Annotated in this window: 19 protein-coding genes, 2 tRNA genes and 1 pseudogene; 18 read left to right on the top strand and 4 right to left on the bottom strand. The window is 52.1% G+C overall.

Annotated features, from left to right (window positions below):
• Positions 1–20: 20 nt before the first annotated feature.
• The 4 genes and pseudogenes from A4E33_RS00405 to A4E33_RS00390 all read left to right on the top strand — a co-directional run.
• Entirely contained in the window at positions 21–1,421 is a 1,401-nt protein-coding gene (locus A4E33_RS00405; protein ID WP_292345369.1) for an NAD(P)H-hydrate dehydratase, read from the top strand.
• A 344-nt stretch (positions 1,422–1,765) separates the two neighbouring features.
• Positions 1,766–2,233: a cyclic pyranopterin monophosphate synthase MoaC gene (gene moaC, locus A4E33_RS00400; protein WP_292345367.1), complete on the top strand. Its 468-nt coding sequence runs from the start codon at positions 1,766–1,768 to the stop codon at positions 2,231–2,233.
• Between the two features lie 260 nt (positions 2,234–2,493).
• The gene (locus A4E33_RS00395; protein WP_292345365.1) at positions 2,494–2,868 is read left to right on the top strand and encodes a PIN domain-containing protein; all 375 of its coding nucleotides are present in this window, start codon (positions 2,494–2,496) and stop codon (positions 2,866–2,868) included.
• A gap of 107 nt (positions 2,869–2,975) precedes the next feature.
• Positions 2,976–3,133 (top strand): annotated as a pseudogene (locus A4E33_RS00390) (cyclic pyranopterin monophosphate synthase MoaC); the annotation flags it as partial.
• A 416-nt stretch (positions 3,134–3,549) separates the two neighbouring features.
• On the opposite strand, the gene A4E33_RS00385 reads toward A4E33_RS00390, so the two are convergent.
• On the bottom strand, positions 3,550–3,852 hold the full coding sequence (locus tag A4E33_RS00385; RefSeq protein ID WP_292345364.1) for a hypothetical protein: 303 nt from the start codon (positions 3,850–3,852) through the stop codon (positions 3,550–3,552).
• A gap of 241 nt (positions 3,853–4,093) precedes the next feature.
• Between A4E33_RS00385 and A4E33_RS00380 the strand changes: the two genes are divergently transcribed.
• From A4E33_RS00380 to A4E33_RS00340, 9 genes are all read left to right on the top strand, one after another.
• Positions 4,094–4,684: a 50S ribosomal protein L15e gene (locus A4E33_RS00380; RefSeq protein WP_292345362.1), complete on the top strand. Its 591-nt coding sequence runs from the start codon at positions 4,094–4,096 to the stop codon at positions 4,682–4,684.
• A 30-nt stretch (positions 4,685–4,714) separates the two neighbouring features.
• The gene (locus A4E33_RS00375; RefSeq protein ID WP_292345360.1) at positions 4,715–5,359 is read left to right on the top strand and encodes an RNase P subunit p30 family protein; all 645 of its coding nucleotides are present in this window, start codon (positions 4,715–4,717) and stop codon (positions 5,357–5,359) included.
• A complete protein-coding gene (locus A4E33_RS00370) occupies positions 5,356–5,856 on the top strand; it encodes an Rpp14/Pop5 family protein (RefSeq protein ID WP_292345358.1) in 501 nt (166 codons plus the stop codon). Before A4E33_RS00375 ends, A4E33_RS00370 begins: the two co-directional genes overlap by 4 nt.
• Complete coding sequence (psmA, locus tag A4E33_RS00365; protein WP_292345356.1) at positions 5,856–6,578, top strand: archaeal proteasome endopeptidase complex subunit alpha; 723 nt, start codon at positions 5,856–5,858, stop codon at positions 6,576–6,578. Before A4E33_RS00370 ends, psmA begins: the two co-directional genes overlap by 1 nt.
• A gap of 6 nt (positions 6,579–6,584) precedes the next feature.
• Entirely contained in the window at positions 6,585–7,289 is a 705-nt protein-coding gene (locus tag A4E33_RS00360; protein WP_292345354.1) for a ribosome assembly factor SBDS, read from the top strand.
• A gap of 43 nt (positions 7,290–7,332) precedes the next feature.
• Positions 7,333–7,626 carry a 50S ribosomal protein L37ae gene (locus A4E33_RS00355; RefSeq protein WP_292345352.1) on the top strand — a complete coding sequence of 98 codons (294 nt, stop codon included), beginning with the start codon at positions 7,333–7,335 and terminating at the stop codon, positions 7,624–7,626.
• A gap of 12 nt (positions 7,627–7,638) precedes the next feature.
• Positions 7,639–7,773, top strand: a complete 135-nt coding sequence (locus A4E33_RS00350) for a DNA-directed RNA polymerase subunit P (RefSeq protein ID WP_012107386.1) — start codon at positions 7,639–7,641, stop codon at positions 7,771–7,773.
• 69 nt (positions 7,774–7,842) lie between these two features.
• Positions 7,843–8,088 carry a KEOPS complex subunit Pcc1 gene (locus A4E33_RS00345; RefSeq protein WP_292345346.1) on the top strand — a complete coding sequence of 82 codons (246 nt, stop codon included), beginning with the start codon at positions 7,843–7,845 and terminating at the stop codon, positions 8,086–8,088.
• Between the two features lie 335 nt (positions 8,089–8,423).
• Entirely contained in the window at positions 8,424–8,786 is a 363-nt protein-coding gene (locus A4E33_RS00340; RefSeq protein ID WP_292345344.1) for a prefoldin subunit beta, read from the top strand.
• A 144-nt stretch (positions 8,787–8,930) separates the two neighbouring features.
• On the opposite strand, the gene A4E33_RS00335 is transcribed toward A4E33_RS00340, so the two are convergent.
• A complete protein-coding gene (locus A4E33_RS00335; RefSeq protein WP_292345342.1) occupies positions 8,931–9,830 on the bottom strand; it encodes a sorbosone dehydrogenase family protein in 900 nt (299 codons plus the stop codon).
• 440 nt (positions 9,831–10,270) lie between these two features.
• On the opposite strand from A4E33_RS00335, the gene A4E33_RS00330 reads away from it, so the two are divergent.
• On the top strand, positions 10,271–10,867 hold the full coding sequence (locus A4E33_RS00330; protein ID WP_292345340.1) for an HD domain-containing protein: 597 nt from the start codon (positions 10,271–10,273) through the stop codon (positions 10,865–10,867).
• Between the two features lie 229 nt (positions 10,868–11,096).
• Here the strand turns inward: A4E33_RS00330 and A4E33_RS00325 are convergent, their stop codons facing one another.
• Complete coding sequence (locus tag A4E33_RS00325; protein WP_292345338.1) at positions 11,097–12,617, bottom strand: 2-isopropylmalate synthase; 1,521 nt, start codon at positions 12,615–12,617, stop codon at positions 11,097–11,099.
• A 148-nt stretch (positions 12,618–12,765) separates the two neighbouring features.
• On the opposite strand from A4E33_RS00325, the gene A4E33_RS00320 reads away from it, so the two are divergent.
• The 4 genes from A4E33_RS00320 to A4E33_RS00305 all read left to right on the top strand — a co-directional run bounded on the left by A4E33_RS00320 (position 12,766) and on the right by A4E33_RS00305 (position 16,156).
• Positions 12,766–12,871, top strand: a tRNA-Tyr gene (locus tag A4E33_RS00320).
• Between the two features lie 14 nt (positions 12,872–12,885).
• Positions 12,886–12,958, top strand: a tRNA-Asp gene (locus tag A4E33_RS00315).
• 445 nt (positions 12,959–13,403) lie between these two features.
• Complete coding sequence (locus A4E33_RS00310) at positions 13,404–14,240, top strand: DUF3800 domain-containing protein (RefSeq protein WP_292345337.1); 837 nt, start codon at positions 13,404–13,406, stop codon at positions 14,238–14,240.
• A 68-nt stretch (positions 14,241–14,308) separates the two neighbouring features.
• The gene (locus tag A4E33_RS00305; protein ID WP_292345336.1) at positions 14,309–16,156 is read left to right on the top strand and encodes a hypothetical protein; all 1,848 of its coding nucleotides are present in this window, start codon (positions 14,309–14,311) and stop codon (positions 16,154–16,156) included.
• 249 nt (positions 16,157–16,405) lie between these two features.
• Here A4E33_RS00305 and A4E33_RS00300 read toward each other — a convergent pair whose 3' ends face one another.
• The gene (locus tag A4E33_RS00300; protein WP_292345335.1) at positions 16,406–17,218 is read right to left on the bottom strand and encodes a hypothetical protein; all 813 of its coding nucleotides are present in this window, start codon (positions 17,216–17,218) and stop codon (positions 16,406–16,408) included.
• Positions 17,219–17,375: the final 157 nt, after the last annotated feature.

The following is a 17,375-nucleotide window of genomic DNA, read 5'->3' as shown; positions in this document are numbered from 1 at the left end:
ACAGATGAATTGTACGAACAATGGAGCCGGAACGGTTCGGGGAATTCATTGAAACCGGGCCTGTCACCCCCGCCCGGATGCGTGCCATTGACGCCAACGCGATGGCGCTTGGCGTGACGGAGCTCCAGCTGATGGAGAGCGCCGGGAGGGCACTCGCGGAGCAGGTCCTAGCCTTCACACCCGCACGTGTCCTGGTCCTCTGCGGGAACGGCAACAACGGTGGCGACGGGATGGTTGCTGCCCGCTACCTCCAGCGCGGGATCGATACCTCGGTCATTTACCTTGACCTCGGGAAACGGAGCAAAGCCTGCGAACACAACCTCGCGGCGCTTCGCCACGCGGCAGTCACCCTTCAGCCGTTCCGGTGCCGCGAGGATCTCGAGGCGCTGCAGGCCCTGTTCAATACTGCCGGTGTGATTGTCGATGCCCTGCTCGGCACCGGCAGCAGAGGAATGGCAAAGGAGCCGCTCGCAACCTGTATCCGGATGGCGAACGCGTCCCCGGCAAAGATTGTTGCAGCTGACATTCCGACACCAGGGATGCGGGCTGACCGGGTCTGCGCATTCCATCGCGCTAAGACCGCGGGTGCAACGGTGGCGGATATCGGGATCCCGCTCATGGCGGAGTGTACGGTCGGACCCGGGGACCTCACGCTCCTCCCTGCCCGCGGGAAGAAAGCCCACAAGGGCGCGGGCGGGGAGGTGCTGGTCATCGGCGGGGGGCCGTACCAGGGAGCGCCGTACCTTGCAGGGCTCGGGGCACTTCGGGCCGGTGCGGATATCGTGCGGATCGCCTCCCCCGCGTTCGAGCCGATCCCCGATCTCATCTACGAGCGGCTGGAGGGGAAGAAGATCGGGACGGAGCATCTGGAACGGCTCATTGCCCTCTCAGAGAGGGCAGATGTTGTTGTCTGCGGCAACGGGCTTGGCGCGGAGAGCCACTCGGTGGTGGAAGCGATCGCCCCGCACTGCAAGAATGCCGTTTTCGATGCCGATGCCCTCCGGCTCCCGCTTCCCGCTGCAAAGAGCGAGACAATCTATACGCCGCATGCCGGCGAATATGCCCGGATCACGAAGACAGCGCTCCCGGACGACACCATCGGCAGAGCCCGGGCTGCACGGAAGGCCGGGATTAAGGGAACGCTCCTCCTCAAGGGACACACCGACATTATCACGGACGGAACCCGGGTCCGCTTCAACCGGACCGGCGATCCTGCCATGACCACGGGAGGGACAGGGGATGTCCTTGCCGGTGTTGCGGGGGCACTCCTCTGCCACCTTCCGGGGTTCGAGGCAGCCTGCATCGCTGCGTTCGTCTGCGGGAAAGCCGGGGAGATCGTTGCAGCGGAGCGGGGCAGCGGGATGCTCGCTTCAGACCTCGTGGACAGGATCCCCGGGATCCTGTTCAGGAAACGGGTGTAAAACCTAGTATCAGCAGAATGTCTCATCAATAATTTCGATTCTGGTAATTAGTAATTGCCAGTAACTCCTTAAACCCTGGAGAAAATTGTTTCCTGATAGTTCGCCCCCCTTGCGCCAGCCCGCCCCCCGGGGGGCGGGGGCGCGTGCGATTCCACAGTATCCCCTGCAAGCTCTCTTCTGATACCATTGAGAGAGATCTCAATCAACCGCACTGCTCCACGGGGCGAGCCCCGACGACGCGGCGAGCACCCGTGGTCACATCGTAAAGAAGTGAGGAACTCTGTTTGTTCCGGTAAGAGACAATAAAACAATAATAGAGAACGTCCCCAAGATCACATAGCAACATGCCGAAGTTCACGCACATCCAGGACGATCGGGCACAGATGGTGGATATCAGCGCAAAGGGCGACGTGACCCGCGAGGCAACGGCAGCGGGGAAGATCTATCTCCGTCCCGAGACTCTTGTAGCGATTCGCGAGGGGAAGGTCGTGAAGGGCAATGTCCTTGCCACTGCCCGCGTTGCCGCAACCCTTGCGGTGAAGAACACAGCCGGGATCATCCCGATGTGCCACCCGATTCCTATCAGTTCTATCACCGTGGATTTTTCTGACGGTGATGGATTTATCGAATCTACTGTCGTCGTGAAGATGACCGGGAAGACCGGGGTGGAGATGGAGGCTTTGACGGGAGTGTCTGTTGCTCTTCTTACGATATGGGACATGGTGAAGTCGGCAGAGAAGGATTCGACCGGGCAGTATCCGGTTACTTCCATTACCGATATCCGCGTCGTGAAGAAGAAGAAAGGGAAGTGACGATCATTGTGTGTGTTGTTGCGATGATACGTGGCAGGATTCCGAGCCCGATACTTATAATGGATAGGAAATAGATCATTGAAGTACATTATGGCACCATCATCAGTCCATCGCCCGATTACTCATGTATCCGGAACTGTGACGGGGAAAAAAGCGAAAAAACCTGTAAAATCCCCCCAAAGACACAAAGGTTTGTTCGGGTTGTTGAAAGGCTGGACGATAGACAGCCAAGCACTCAGCGACGAACTCAAAGAATAATTATGTCCACTTTTTTTGCCGACACCTATGCGATCATCGAGCTCCTGAAGGGATCACCCCGCTATCGGCCATACAAAGATGCAGTGCTCATCACGACAGAGTTCAATCTAGCAGAATTTGCATACGCGGTCGCCCGAGATTATCCTGATACCGCACAGGATATCTGTTCACAGGTGAGACACGGGATGAATTTGTACCATCCCGGGGACAGGGATTACCTGGGTGCGTCGTATCTACGTCGTGAATCTGCCTTGGCGGGAAAGAAATTATCCCTGATAGATTGTGTGGGATATTCCGTTGCAGCATCTCTGTCACTCCCGTTTCTCACCGGTGACCGGGAATTTGAAGGGATGGCTGGCGTGGAATTCGTGAAATAGGATACTGTCTCCCTTTTACTTCGGTCAATAATCGTGATGTGACAATTCTGAGGCGACGGTTATCACAAGGCAATTGTTGTCGTAAGGACGACCTGATGACCTTGGGGAAGATGGAGGTATTGACCGGGGTTTCCGTTGCTCTTCTTAGATATAGGATGTAGTGAAGTCGGCTGAGAAGGATTCGGCCGGGCAGTATCCGGTGACCCGTATTACGGATGTGCGGGTGGTGGAGAAGAAGAAGGGGAAGTGTTTTTTTCGTCATTGATGGGGGCTGATGCCCCTATGCCCCCGGTTGTGATGAACAGCCGCCGCCCCGAAGGGCGCCCCGCGGCGGCTTCAATTACGTTTTAACCGGAAACCGAACTTGCCCAGCGAGGCCCCGATGAGGCGGCCGAGCGACCCCCAAAGGGGGTGGGAAGATTCGCAATTTCATCAACATGCATGGGAATTGAAAATTTTCATGGTTCATTTCTCTGCGATACGATAAATGATTTTTTCCAAATGACCAAACCTGAGTTCACAGAACACTACCATAAGCGAAGTGACATTGACGCAACCAACGCGGCAATCAAATGCAAGTGCCACAAGACTCTGATATCAAAGAACCATGATAGTACTAATTCACGAGATGTAAGAAAACAGGATTGAGACGAATTTTCTTCGACGTTAAATGAATCGCTCTTATTTTAATAACGAGTCGGAATCATTTGATTTCCAATTGAGACAATCACTTGTAGTAAATTTTGTAATAAGATGATTTTTCTTCTTGCAAAATACTCTAATAACCCCGTGTTTTTGAGACCAATACCCGTAATATGCACATGTATCACAAATGCGAGAAGGCGGTGTAAACTTTTTTATTACCGTTAATGGAGGCAAATTCGGTTCCAATCCATCTTTCTTGCGTATATTATCCCAACCGATTAACTGTTCATCCCTCCTCCCAATTCTTGCTCTATTAATATCGCTATCGATATCATCCATAACCATACATGCATCCTTGCATATTATAAGAAAATCCTATCTAAATCTAGGCAGCAAAATCTAGGCAGCACCTAATGTCAATAACTTGCACTAAAGTTGGTTCAGAATATTTTGTCTATGTGCAAAGTCTCCTCCCCCCCATCCTTTATTACCCCCTCCGTTCTATGTATAAAGGCACACGGGATGCGTCCCGGTGAAAGGAATGTAGCCCTCTTTGGGCCGAACCTTAAGGTGATTTACCATGGTAAAATCAATGTACGCGTTCGTCAGGGACGCCTGGAAGAGACCTGACAAATCCGCTGTATCCGACCTCCTCTGGGAGCGGATGCAGGAATGGCGCCGCGAGGGCAGCGTTGTCCGTATCGAGCGCCCGACCCGTATCGACCGCGCCCGCTCGCTCGGCTACCGCGCCAAGCAGGGTATCGCAGTTGCCCGCGTGCAGGTCCGCCGCGGTGGCCGCCGGGCATCCCGGTACGTCCGCGCACGCCGCTCTGCACGAATGGGCAAGAACCGGCTCACCGCAGGCAAGAGCATCCAGCGGATCGCCGAGGAACGCGCATCGAAGAAGTTCCCCAACATGGAAGTCCTCAACTCCTACTGGGTAGGACAGGACGGCAAGCTGAAGTACTACGAGGTCATCCTCGTTGACGGCCACCACCCGGCCATAAAGTCGGACAAGCAGCTTGCATGGGTTGCAAACCCGACCCACCGGGGCCGTGCCGAGCGCGGCAAGACCTCCGCGGGCCGGCAGGGGCGCGGTATGCGGACCCGGGGCAGGGGTACCGAGAAGACCCGCCCGAGCATCCGTTCGCACGCGAACCAGGGCAAATAACCTTATCCTTTTTTGACAACAGTTACTCTCATGAAGATCACCGACGCCGCCGTTTACCCGTACCCGTGCGGCGACACAACGGTGCGGAGGTTTGCACTCGAGGCAAAGGCCCTCGGGTTCGACAGCATCGTTGCGATGGATACCCCTGCAGGCTCGTTTGACGGTGTCGAAGTGTTCAGCGGGATCGTGATCCAGGATGCACTGGTAAAAGACGTCATCAACCGGCTCAAACGGGTCAGGGATACCGGCACGGTGGTCTCGGTCTGCGCCCGGGACAATGGTTTCAACCGGGCGGTAATCGGTCTGAAGGGCATCCACGTCCTCCGTGCTATCCACGCAGCAGACAAGACTGCGTTCGACCATGTCACCGCGAAGATGGCCGCCGATAATGGTGTTGCAATCGATATCGACCTGTCGGTCCTCATCGCCGGCCGCGGTGCTGCCCGGCAGCGTGCGATCCACCGTTTCCGGGACATGCTGACATTTGAGCGCCGGTTTGAGTTCCCTGTCACGCTCTCGTCGCATGCCCGCTCGTATCTCGACCTGCGTGCAGTCCGCGAGATCACCGGGCTCTGCTCCCTCATCGGCATAGACGATACCGGTGTGGAAAAGGCGCTCGGTTCGATCGGCCGGATCACGGCTCCACCGGAACCGGCTGTCCGGGTGGTATCATGAGCCCGCGGCCGCCGACCCTGCGGGAGAACCGCCGGTACATCCTTGTCCGGGTCGAACCGGCCGGGACCGTCGTTGACCAGAAGGAACTGTATTACGCCATTGCCGATGCGGTGACATCCCTGTGGGGCGATGCAGCCGGCGGTGTCATCATGCAGGCCGTTGTCGCGGCAGAAGAGGAGTATGTCATGATCCGGTGCCTGCGGGGGACCGAAAGGGAACTTGCAATCGCCCTCTCGACCGTCACCTCCTGGCGGGACACACGTCTCGCGCTCCGGATCCTTGCCGCTTCCGGCACGATCGAGAGCCTGCGCGAACGGATACGGAAGCAGAAGGAACAGGCACCCGGCGACCCTTCCCCGGAACCTGAAGGCCGTCTTTCGGACAAGCGGGAGGTTCTCGTTACGCACTGTAACGGTCAGAAGGTTGATGTGATTGAAAAGGGATTTAAAAATGCACACCGATTGTTTGTAACAAGAAGTGATCTGGAGAATTCATAATGCAGCCACAATATCAGATGGGATATGACCGGGCAATCACCGTTTTTTCGCCCGACGGCAGGCTCTACCAGGTGGAGTACGCCCGCGAGGCCGTAAAGAGGGGGACGACCGCGGTCGGTATCAAGGCAAAGGACGGCGTGGTCCTGATCGTCGACAAACGCGTCAGCTCCAAGCTCCTTGAGGCATCATCGATCGAGAAGATCTTCAAAATCGACGAGCACATCGGGGTCGCCTCATCGGGCCTGGTCGGCGATGCCCGGGCACTCGTCGACCGTGCCCGGATCGAGTGCCAGATCAACCGCGTCTCGTACGATGAACCCATCGAGGTTGAAGCCCTGGCCAAGAAGCTCTGCGACCACATGCAGTCCCTCACCCAGTACGGCGGCATCCGTCCGTACGGCACGGCCCTCCTTATTGCTGGCGTCAGCGACGGCGAGGTCCGCCTCTTCGAGACAGACCCCTCCGGCACGCTCCTCGAGTACAAGGCAACCGGGATCGGCATCGGCCGGCCTGCTGCCATGAAGGTCTTCGAGGAGGAGTACAATCCCGAAGCTGCGATCAGGGACGCCATCCCGCTGGGACTCAAGGCGCTCCACTCGGCAACCGAGGGCAAGTTTGACGGCGACCAGGTCGAGATCGGGGTTATCGAGAGGAACAACCCGGTCTTCCGGAAGATGAGCCGGCAGGAAGTCGCTACCTTCGTCGAGCAGTTCAAGCCGTGATCGTGTATGATCTCCCTTGACCATGCGGTGGTTGCACGGCTCGAAAGTCACGGGGAACGGTTCGAGATCCTGGTTGATCCCAAACAGGCAGCCCTTGTCCGGCAGGGCCAGCCGGTCAATATCGAGGACGTCGTAGCCGCGCTCAACGTCTTTGGCAACTCATCGAAGGCCACCCGCGCTTCGGACGAAGCCCTCATGAAGGTTTTCCATACCACCGATTTCGATACCGTTGCACGGAAGATCATCGAGAAGGGCGAGATCCACCTCACTGCCGAACAGCGCAAGCAGATGATCGAGGAGAAGCGCCGTCAGGTAGTCACGTTTATCTCACGGAACGCGGTCAATCCGCAGACCGGCCACCCGCACCCGCCCACGCGGATCGAGATGGCCATGGAGGAAGCCCGGGTCAACATCGATCCCTTCAAACACCTCGACGAGCTGGTGAAGGAGACGGTCAAGGCTCTCCGCCCCATCCTCCCGATCCGGTTCGAGGAACTCCGGCTCGCGATCAAGATCCCGGCCGATTACGCTGCCAGGGCCTACGGGGATATTGCTGCGGGTTCGACCATGGAGAAAGACGAGTGGCAGAAGGACGGCTCGTGGGTCTGCGTGGTCCGTATCCCCGCGGGAATCCAGGGAGAGTTCTACGACCTCATCAACAAGCTCTCCAAGGGCGAAGGGCAGGTCAAGATCCTCAATCAGATATATTAGGACGGAAGACAAATAAAAGAAGACAGATTGGCAGGTACCCATCATGGCATCGTCATCAACACAGAAAGCAAAGGGAAAAGTCACCGGCAGCGCCGGGCGTTTCGGCTGCCGGTACGGAAGGTTCGTGCGCAAGCGTGTAACCGACATCGAAACCATCTCGCGGGCGCTTCACCGCTGCCCCAAGTGTGACATGGAGTCCGTGGCACGCAAGGGCACCGGCATCTGGGAGTGCCGCAAGTGCGGGTTCAAGTTCGCCGGCGGCGCATACCAGCCGACGACCCCCACCATGAAGATTGCCCAGCGTGCAATCGACCGGACCGTTGAAGGGACCGAGTAAGAAGGGTTGGGTATGGCAAGTACCTACAAGTGTGCCCGGTGCAAGCAGAAGGTCGAGATTGACGTGAACGTCCGGTGCCCCTATTGCGGGCACCGCATCCTCTTCAAGGAACGCGGCGCGGCAATCAAGGAACTGAAAGCCCGGTAACGTAACTCATTCCCGGTAATAATACCATACGTTTATCTTCTTTTTTCCCCAACTCCCGTGTGAAATCCCATGCCGCAGCATGAAGCGATCTTCCGTTTCACGACCGATCATGCCGAACAGATCTGCAGGGCCGTTGCACCGGAACTGGCCGATGAAGTCAATCCCCGGTCAACCACCCGATGCTGGCTTGAAGGCCCGTCAACGCTTGTTGTGAAGGTCGAGGCCGGGGATACCGCAGCGCTCCGGGCAGCGCTCAACATGATCCTCAGGCTCGTGAACGTTGCCGATGAGGTTCAGGGGCTCGTGAAAAAATAACGGATCTCGGCCCGGTCCTGGAGTTCATTTTTTGGTCCGGTAGAAAACCTCCTGGTGTATAGCGTCCGATTGGGATGGAGCAACGGGCGCCCGGGGTCTGTCGACCCTCGCCCCGTGGAGCATGACGTTATCCGGGCATCCGGAAAAATGATAGAATCCGGGGTCAGGCTCGCCTGCCCCCCTGGGTTGTTTCCCCCTCTGGGGAAGATGGGGGGCCACCCTCGTAATTCCATTGTGTGCGTTGGGAGGAATGGATTTCTTCTGAGCCCGTTTTCTTCTGTATACCTGAATAACGCTTTTTACCAGATGACGCCGATATTGATACAGGATCTATCATGAACACTATCTCACCCAAAGTCCAGAACCAGATCAGCATGCTCCAGCAGCTCCAGCAGCAGCTCCAGACTATCCTGCAGCAGAAGACCCAGTACGAACTGGCGGTCCGCGAAGCCAAACGCGCACAGGAAGAGATCAAGGACTCTGCCGACGATGCGGTGATGTACATGAGCGTCGGCACCGTCATGATGCAGAAGAAGAAAGAGGTCATTGACGCAAAACTCACCGAGAAGGTCGAAACCCTCGAGCTCCGCATCAAGTCGCTCGAGAAGCAGGAGAAGATGCTGCAGGGGAAGTTCGAGCAGCTCCAGGCGCAGATCAAGTCTGCCCTTGAGGGCAAGGGCGCCCCGCAGGCTACCTGATCCCGCACCAATTCAGCCTGCAGTGCCGATGCGCTGCAGATCTGTTTTTTGCCGGGAACACGTGGTTCCCGCAATATTTTTTCCGTCCTGTTAATCCGGTACCGGCTGCCGCAGGGCTTTGTCCCGTGCGTGGCTGTCGGGAAATCACCATGGGGTCAGCCACACGATCCGGTAAATCCTCCCGGCATAATCATCTGAGATCAGGATTGAACCGTCGGTGAGGATACCGATATCGACCGGCCTTCCGCGGACTGTTCCGTCAGCGCCAAGGAATCCCCACGCGAATGGTACGACAGGCATGGCGGTACCGTTATGCTGCTGCACGGTCACGACCTGGTACCCGATTGGCGTCTTCCGGTTCCAGGACCCGTGTTCTGCAATAAATATCGCGTTGCGGTATTCTTCAGGGAACATCGAACCGGTGTAAAACCGCATACCGAGGGGTGCGACGTGTGCCGGCAGGTTCAGGGCCGGAGGAACACAGTCTTCGGAATGGGTTTTCCCTGCATATTCCGGGTCCTCCGTGCAGTTCCCGTAATACGCCGGGAACCCGAAATGCATGCCCGCGACCGGTGCCCGGTTCAGCTCGTCGGGAGGGAGGTCGTCACCCAGCCAGTCCCGGCCGTTCTCCGTGAACCAGAGATCCCCGGTTTCGGGATCCCAGTCAAACCCTACCGTGTTCCTGATGCCACGGGCATAAATCTCTGACCCGCTCCCGTCAGGACGGATACGAAGGATGGTACCATACCGTTCTTCGGCCGGATCGCAGATGTTGCAGGGCATCCCGACGGGAATATAGAGCATCCCGTCCGGCCCGAAACGGAGATACTTCCACCCGTGGGCGGTATCCGACGGCAGGGATGAGTAGACCGTGACTGCGTCCGGGGGGTTATCGAGCCTGTCCTCAATATTGTCAAACCGGAGGATACGGTTCACTTCCGCTACATATAACGATCCGTTCCGGAAGGCGACACCGTTGGGCGTGAAAAGCCCTTCTGCTATGATCCAGCGCCGGTCAGCCTGCCCGTTGTTATCGGTATCCATGACCGCATACACCACGCCCCGGTCGCGCGTTCCGATGAATACCGTGCCATTGTCTCCGAGGGCAAGGGACCGTGCGCCCGGGAGATTGTCGGCAAAGATCTCCGCCTTGAACCCCGGGGGAAGCGATAGGAACCCGGGATCCGCGGTTCCTGCCGGATCTGGTTTTGGGCCTGCCTGCTGCAGGACGGAGATACCAAGGATCGCGAGGATCAGGATCCCTGCCCCGATGGCGATGATGATAATCTCCCGCTGTTCCGTGTATGACCACCTGTTGTGTGGGAATTATCCGGACAGGTTCAAGAAGGTATGCCTGCAAACCATGGAATGGAGGAAACGTATCGATAATACCCGCAGGATCATCCTTTCCCGGGATATGCCGGGCAACGGTTATCCGGTGAACAGATCAAAAACCTCATAGGATTTTGCAGTCAAGGTTCTGCATGGATCACCTGGCGGACTTCCTCACGGAGCGACCGGCCCACCGCCTCCTTGTGATCAAGTCCGCCGCCGACCACGCATCCCGCGCCCACAAAGGGCAGTTCAGGAAGGACCGGAAGACTCCGTACATCACTCACCCGGCACGCGTCGCGGGCCTTGTCGGAACCTTCAACGGGTCCCATGTCGCCATTATCTCCGCGTGGCTTCACGATGTGTACGAGGACTGTTCGCCGGAATGGATCGTGAAGACCGACGAACTCATCGAAAGCCTGCCGCTGCCGGCCCGCGAGCGTCGTGATATTGCTGCGATAGTCGCAGCACTCACCAAGAAGAACACCATTGCGGGGAAATCCGACCGGCTCTCTGACAGCCTCGACCGGATCCTCGATGCACCCCCAGAAGCAACGCTCGTTAAGCTCTGCGACCGGATCGATAACCTTCTTGACTCCGCGGACCGAAACGGGGGATTCACGAAGCGCTACCTTGCCTCGACCGATGAGGTCATCGGGAAACTGTCGAAGCGGGCAGGGAAGTACGGGTATGATGAGGCGCTTGGGATTCTTGTCGAGATCCGGAACTCGAATCTGAAGAGGTTGTGAAATAATCATTTCAGTTTTTTATTGGTGACCCTCCATTATGATGGTCCCCCGCCTCAGGATCGCTCCGCGGCATGGCGGGGAAATTACTTCTTTACAAAACCGGTACATGAAGCCGCCGCGGGAGCGCCCCCGCGGGGGCAGCAGCCGGTTATCACATCGGGGGTATGGGGAATCATCCCCATTATACGAATCTGAAACCCATCATACCGTCAGAAAAAGGTGATATTTTTTACGCCCGGTTGATCAGGTTCACGGCATTGACCATGGCCTCGACTGAGGACAACACGATGTCATCCCCGCTGCCGGCCGCATCGAAGATCCTGCCGTGCTCGTCCTCCACCGCGATGGTGACGTGGCACATCGCGTCAGAGCCGCCGGAGATAGCCTCGATGTTGAACTCCTTTAATTGGAGTTTCGAGGGTGTGATCCCGAGGATGGCCTTGAGGGCTGCGTCCACGGGGCCGTTGCCGACCGCAGAGAAGACATGCTCCTTCCCGTTCACCTTTGCCCGGACGCTTGCCGTCGGGATGGCGTGATTGCCGGTCATGATGGCAATGTCCACGAGGTCGAACGCTTTCTTGTCCAGCTCGATCCCCATCTCGGTCTCTGCGATCTCGTAGAGATCCGCGTCTGTCACGCGCTTGCCCCGGCTGGCGATGGCCTTCACCTTCTCGATGATGGCGTCCAGCTGCTGGTCGGTCGGGTCGATGTGAACGTCGGTCAGCATCTGCCGCACCGCGTGCCGGCCCACGTGCTTGCCGAGGGTAAGCCTGCGGCGGTGACCCACCATCTCCGGGGTCATGATGCCCGGCTCGAAGGTGGCCGCGTTCTTGATAACCCCGTGCGAGTGGATGCCGCTCTCGTGCGAGAAGACATTCTCCCCGACAACGGGCTGGGTGGGCGGGATGGTTATCCCGCTGAACCGGGAGATGAGGCGAGAGGTCTCGACAAGGCGCGACTTCTCGATCCCCGTTTTGATCCGGTACATCGACTCCATGATCATCACGGTCTGGGCAAGGTCGGCATTACCGGCCCGTTCCCCGAGGCCGTTCACGGTCACCTGCACCTGCGATGCCCCGGCCTCGACAGCAGCGATGGTGTTTGCCACCGCAAGGCCGAAGTCGTTGTGGCAGTGCACATCGATGGGGCAACGCACCTCTTTGTTGATGCGCCTGACGAGCATCTTCATCGCGGACGGCGAGATAACGCCGACAGTGTCGGGCACGTTGATGATCGTGGCCCCGGCATCGGCAGCGGTCCGGAACACCTCGATGAGGTAGTCCCAGTCCGTCCGCGTTGCATCCATGGCGGAGAACATGCAGAGGTCCTTGTGCCTCCGGACATGGCCGACGATATCGGCCGTGATCCCGAGCACCTCCTTCCGCGTCTTGTTGATGGTGTTCTCCCGCTGGATATCCGAGGTCGGGATGAAGACATGGACCATGTCGACACCGCACTCAAGGCAGGTGTCAACATCGTTCTTCGTGGAGCGGGCAAGCCCGCAGATCACTGACTCAAGACCGAGCTTTTTGATAGCGGTCACCGTCTCCTTCTCGGCCTTGCTTGATGCAGGGAACCCTGCCTCGATTGCATGGACGCCGATGTCGGAGAGCTGGCGTGCGATCTGGAGTTTCTGTTCAAAGGTGAATGCAATCCCCGGGGTTTGTTCTCCGTCCCGGAGCGTAGTGTCAAAAACAGTCACTTCTTCACGAGCTTCGCTATCGGTGAAGAAGACGATCCCCCGCAACATCCTTGCGAGCAGTCATACAAACATAATGGGCAGGAGATCCATATAAACAATCGCTGCACCAGCCATTTTTCCGCCGGTTTACCCCGGAAAACGGGGCGATGCTACGATACGTTTAATACTGATTTACCCCTACACTATAAGGCAGTGCCCCGCCTTAACTCAGCCTGGTAGAGTGCGCGGCTGTAGATTGGTTTACCGTTCAAGGTAACTGCGCGGCTACCGCGATGTCCCCGGTTCGAATCTGGGAGGCGGGACTTACTGTAAAGATGCCCAGGTAGTGTAGTGGCCTATCATGATTGCCTGTCACGCAATCGACTCGGATTCGAATTCCGACCTGGGCGTAAATCTTTTACTGTTTCCTCAACGGTTTGAGGAGATTTATTCAGAATTGCCTGTTTTAACTCTTTGATATCGTTTTCAAGTTCAGATAGGCGCTTTTCAGTATTGGTTGTATCACTTGATTGTATAACTTTAGTGGGTAATGTTGTTTCATCATCCATTACGAGTAATATCGCGCGCTTGCCCTCATGTTCTGTCTCATAAATTCCAACATTATGACCTATCACATTTTCACATTCTTGAGGTAAACGAGCAAATGGATAGGTAATATTCGGCTTTGGAGTAACCTTGCCGATTTTCGATCTGCCTACTAACTTCACGAGCCTCACCTTTGGTTGTATAATGTTATGTAACTTAAGTTATATAACAATTTGTGTGGCAAATAATGAAAATTGTAAAATAAAAATTTGATAACAATTATTTCAGTTTACTTTCAACACACCAGTGATGGGGATATATTTCGCATTCAGTGATGAGAGTGGACAATATCGACAATATCGAACTGACGAATATAACCAACGCAACCCGTATTACCTAAGATCTACTTTAATCATTGATGGGGAATCATGGTTTTTTCTTGATAACTGTTTTAAAGAATTAAAAGAGGAATATCAGATACCCCATGAAACAGAAATTAAATATGCAGACATCTGGACTCTTTACCGTTACCAAAGAGAACCAACAAGGCAACTTGCAACGAGACTAACTCCTTTTCAGGATTATCCCATTGACCATATTGAGCAGTTTATTTTGGATTCTTTTAGGATCCTCGATGCGTTACCATACGCGAATATTATCATAACCATATCTAAAAATGATGCAATTGGGCGAATTGGTGAAATCAATCTCTATAAAATGCATATCCAAGATTTAATGCAACGAATCCAGATGGATTTACAGACCGATAGAGATCCATATACGAACCAGAACCTATGTTTGATTTTCATGGATCCTGTTTCTCGTGAAATTAATAAATTACTGACCGATGCCTACAATGAACTTTACTTAAACGGTGACTTAATCGAACGATATTTTGTGATTAAAGATTGCCTTCATTTTGAATTATCTCATCATAGTAGTGGAATCCAATTTGCTGATTATATCGCAGGAGCGACGTTGGGTTACCTTCAGAGACGTCGATTTGGTTCACAGTTGTTCAATGAGCATGTTAGGCCACTTATTCGTACCTGCCCAAGAGGTGGAATAATGGGTTGTGGTATTATAACAATACCAACAAATCTCGAAGTAAGACAATTTTTTACTACTACCTTTCAGGTTGATTAGGAATCTCAAAGGAAAAACGGAATCCTGAATTACTTTCCATACTCACCTTTCTAAATCAGCGTGATATTGTGAGCACACGGGACGAGATACGCTATTCTGACATCACGGAACAAAACATCTTCGATACGCGATTCACAGGTAGTGGAAAGACTACAGCAGCCCTCAATTACATAATAGACGTCGTTAAGGAGAATAGACCTGTTATCGTCCTGATGCAATCCTATGAGCGATTAGAGAATAATTATCATCCGCAGTTGGTTGAAGCAAATGTGCCAACCCTAATTTTCAAAGGTAAGACCCAAGAGGGTTTGTGTATTCATTCTCGGAAATATAAAAAACTCTGGAACGACAAGACACCCCCAAAAAATGAATGCGATAAATGTCCGGAATCAGAGAATTGTCAATACCAAAAGCAATTAAGTGATTTATCAGACTTCTCCAAGTCCAAAGAAGGGTTTTGTGTTCTTTCAACAGAGAAGAACTTCAATAAGGTCTATTCTGAAATTAAGGATCTAAATCCAGTTCTAATAATTGACGACATCTCACTCTGTTCAGTCGTGATGCCAGAAAGTGAAATTACATCTTATGATTTAGATTCACTAATTCTGCACTTACAAAAACAAGGAACACGAGCACAGAAACTTCACGAATTGGCTTTGATGCTGAAAGACTATACGAAAGATAACGAGATCGAAATAATCACTTTCATAACCTTAAATGATGGTCAATTAAAACGAGAGTTACAACAATTCTTGACAGATAACACAGGGACTTCTGTTTTACCTAGTCACAAGGGTCTTGCATTTCTATCTCGTTTGATTCTTGCTGTAAATACTAATGGGAGTCTCCACTTCTATTCAGATTTTAACAGACTCAAAATCGTCTCCGATGAATCATCGAAATTCAAGCCTATTAGAGTGTGTTATCTCAATGCCACACCTGGCATCAAAGATGAATATTGTATAAAGCAATTGGGTGATTACAAAACTCTCAAAGCAACTGTTGAGGAATCAAAAAAATATGTTGTTTTTCAGATTATGGATAGTGCTACAACAAAGGATACCGTTAAAAAATCAAGAAGAATGCAGGGTGATGTAAAAGAAATCACAAAAGTTATTAAACCAACATTGTCTGCAACAGAACAAAAATTACTCGTTTTTGGACATTCTGATGTTCTAAAAGAATGGGGAAAACAAAGTGTATTCTCTGGTGTAGAGACTGCATCGGAAATCTATTTTGGATCTAACACTCGTGGTACAAACGATTACAGAGATTATCCAATCTCACTTCTTCTTGGCACACCATACTATCCTCAAGAATACTTCTTACATCCTGCATTCGAGCCACATTGGAAAACTAAAGCGCAAATTAAGAAAGAGAGGGAAAAGAATCCGAACGGATTTCTGTCATACGTTCCTCGAAAAATCGCAGATCATGAGGCAAAAATTAATCTCGTGCAGATGATTGGTAGAAATCTTCGTGATAGTCCCGATTTTCCGAATGCTGTTAAGATCGTGATTGTTTTCACTAGTATAGATATCGCCAAAGAGTGTAAAGAGCAAAATGGTAGTACAGTTATCAAGACTAATATCAGACCTGAAATCCCAATAGTTCAAGGGAAAAAGAAAGGAAAGACACCTTTCTTCGATGCATATAGAAGAGCAAGTCAAGCAGCACTAAAACCCCTAATAAAGCGGTTTATTGAAGATAATATAGATAAGTTGATTAAAGACAATCCTGATGAGCCACTTCCTCTTCAAGTGATTGCTACTGACTTGCACGAGAGAATTAAAATCTATGATGTTGAGGGGATAAAGAAATTTATTAAAGAGATTTATAAGACAGAATCTCGGTATGTGGAGAATAACGGAAAGCAAGTCAATACTGCCTTCGTTATCGGAAAGAAGTCCGTATAATCGTTTTCAGTCATCGTACGTCGTACAAGTTGATTTTTATTGCATTCTCTCTATAATATATTATAAAGGCTTTTACTTTGTATCGTCGTAAAAGACAGAAAACAAGTATTGGTTGGTCCTTCACCACAGACGCGTATGATGTCCAGTGCCTCTAGTGCAATCGACATGTGAATTAAAAAAGATGTAACTACTACGTGTCCCTCACAGGGCAACAATTATTTTTTTATCATGAAGAAATAATTATTCAGATCATTGTTGCCCATTAAGGATTTGTTCTGCAATAATCTCCGAATTGCTTAAACCCAATCCTCGTGAAATCGCCGGATGTCTCCAATGAGAATCAGCGATATTCCAAAGGTTGTCGGTATTGAAATTGTCATAATTTATTTTTTCATGTGTTGCTCGATTAACAGTGATATTTAAAACAATTTTATTTACTTTATTTCCGTATTCATCCGTTAAATCAATAGACGTCTCAAAATTACATTTCTCGACACTCGGATTTTCAAATAATATTTCCATCAGTTTTGTGTCAGCCTTAAGTGAAGAAGAAAAAAGAGTGGCTTCATCCCAAAAGGTCGGAATATATTGTTGAATTCTTACTGTACTTCCTACTACTTCGACATTTTTTAATTCAGTATTTGTGTCAATATTTTTAGAAATAATTTTCCTAACGTTCATTTCTGTCACAGGTACTACCGCAAAAGCAGTCTTGAATGACGGGATTTTATTAAGATCTGTTAAATGGAGACATTTATACGGGAGTGTTTCTTCAATAACCTTCCGATCATATTCTTTTGGGAGATCATCCGGATTATAGAAACCCCATGAGTGGTTCTGAAATTGAATAATCGTTCTCGAAAGATATGTATCATTAACCGTATTGTATTTTAAGATGGCAAATCCCACTTTCTCTGTGCTATTAATTGAAACAATGTCGCCTTGCTGATATTTTGGTGTTGATGTCGTTGTTTGTGTATCAGTATCGCCAATACATCCAGAAAAGGAACTAATTATCATCATCAAAAATATAAAAGTTTGATAACTGATTCTAGTCTCCATGTTTTTTTTATATGCAAACTATCTGTCTTAAATATTACATTTTGAATTGGCACACGGGCTGTGGTGAATGCAATCCACTAGATTCAGTACTTCACTAATTTTTAGCTCGGGCTGAGAGAACAGTAAGATCTAAATAGTCGGCGGGCGCCGAATATGC

Origin of the sequence: Methanoregula sp. PtaB.Bin085, assembly GCF_002067035.1 — an archaeon.
In the GTDB taxonomy this organism is placed as follows: domain Archaea; phylum Halobacteriota; class Methanomicrobia; order Methanomicrobiales; family Methanospirillaceae; genus Methanoregula.
This window is presented reverse-complemented; position numbering and strand designations above follow the sequence as displayed.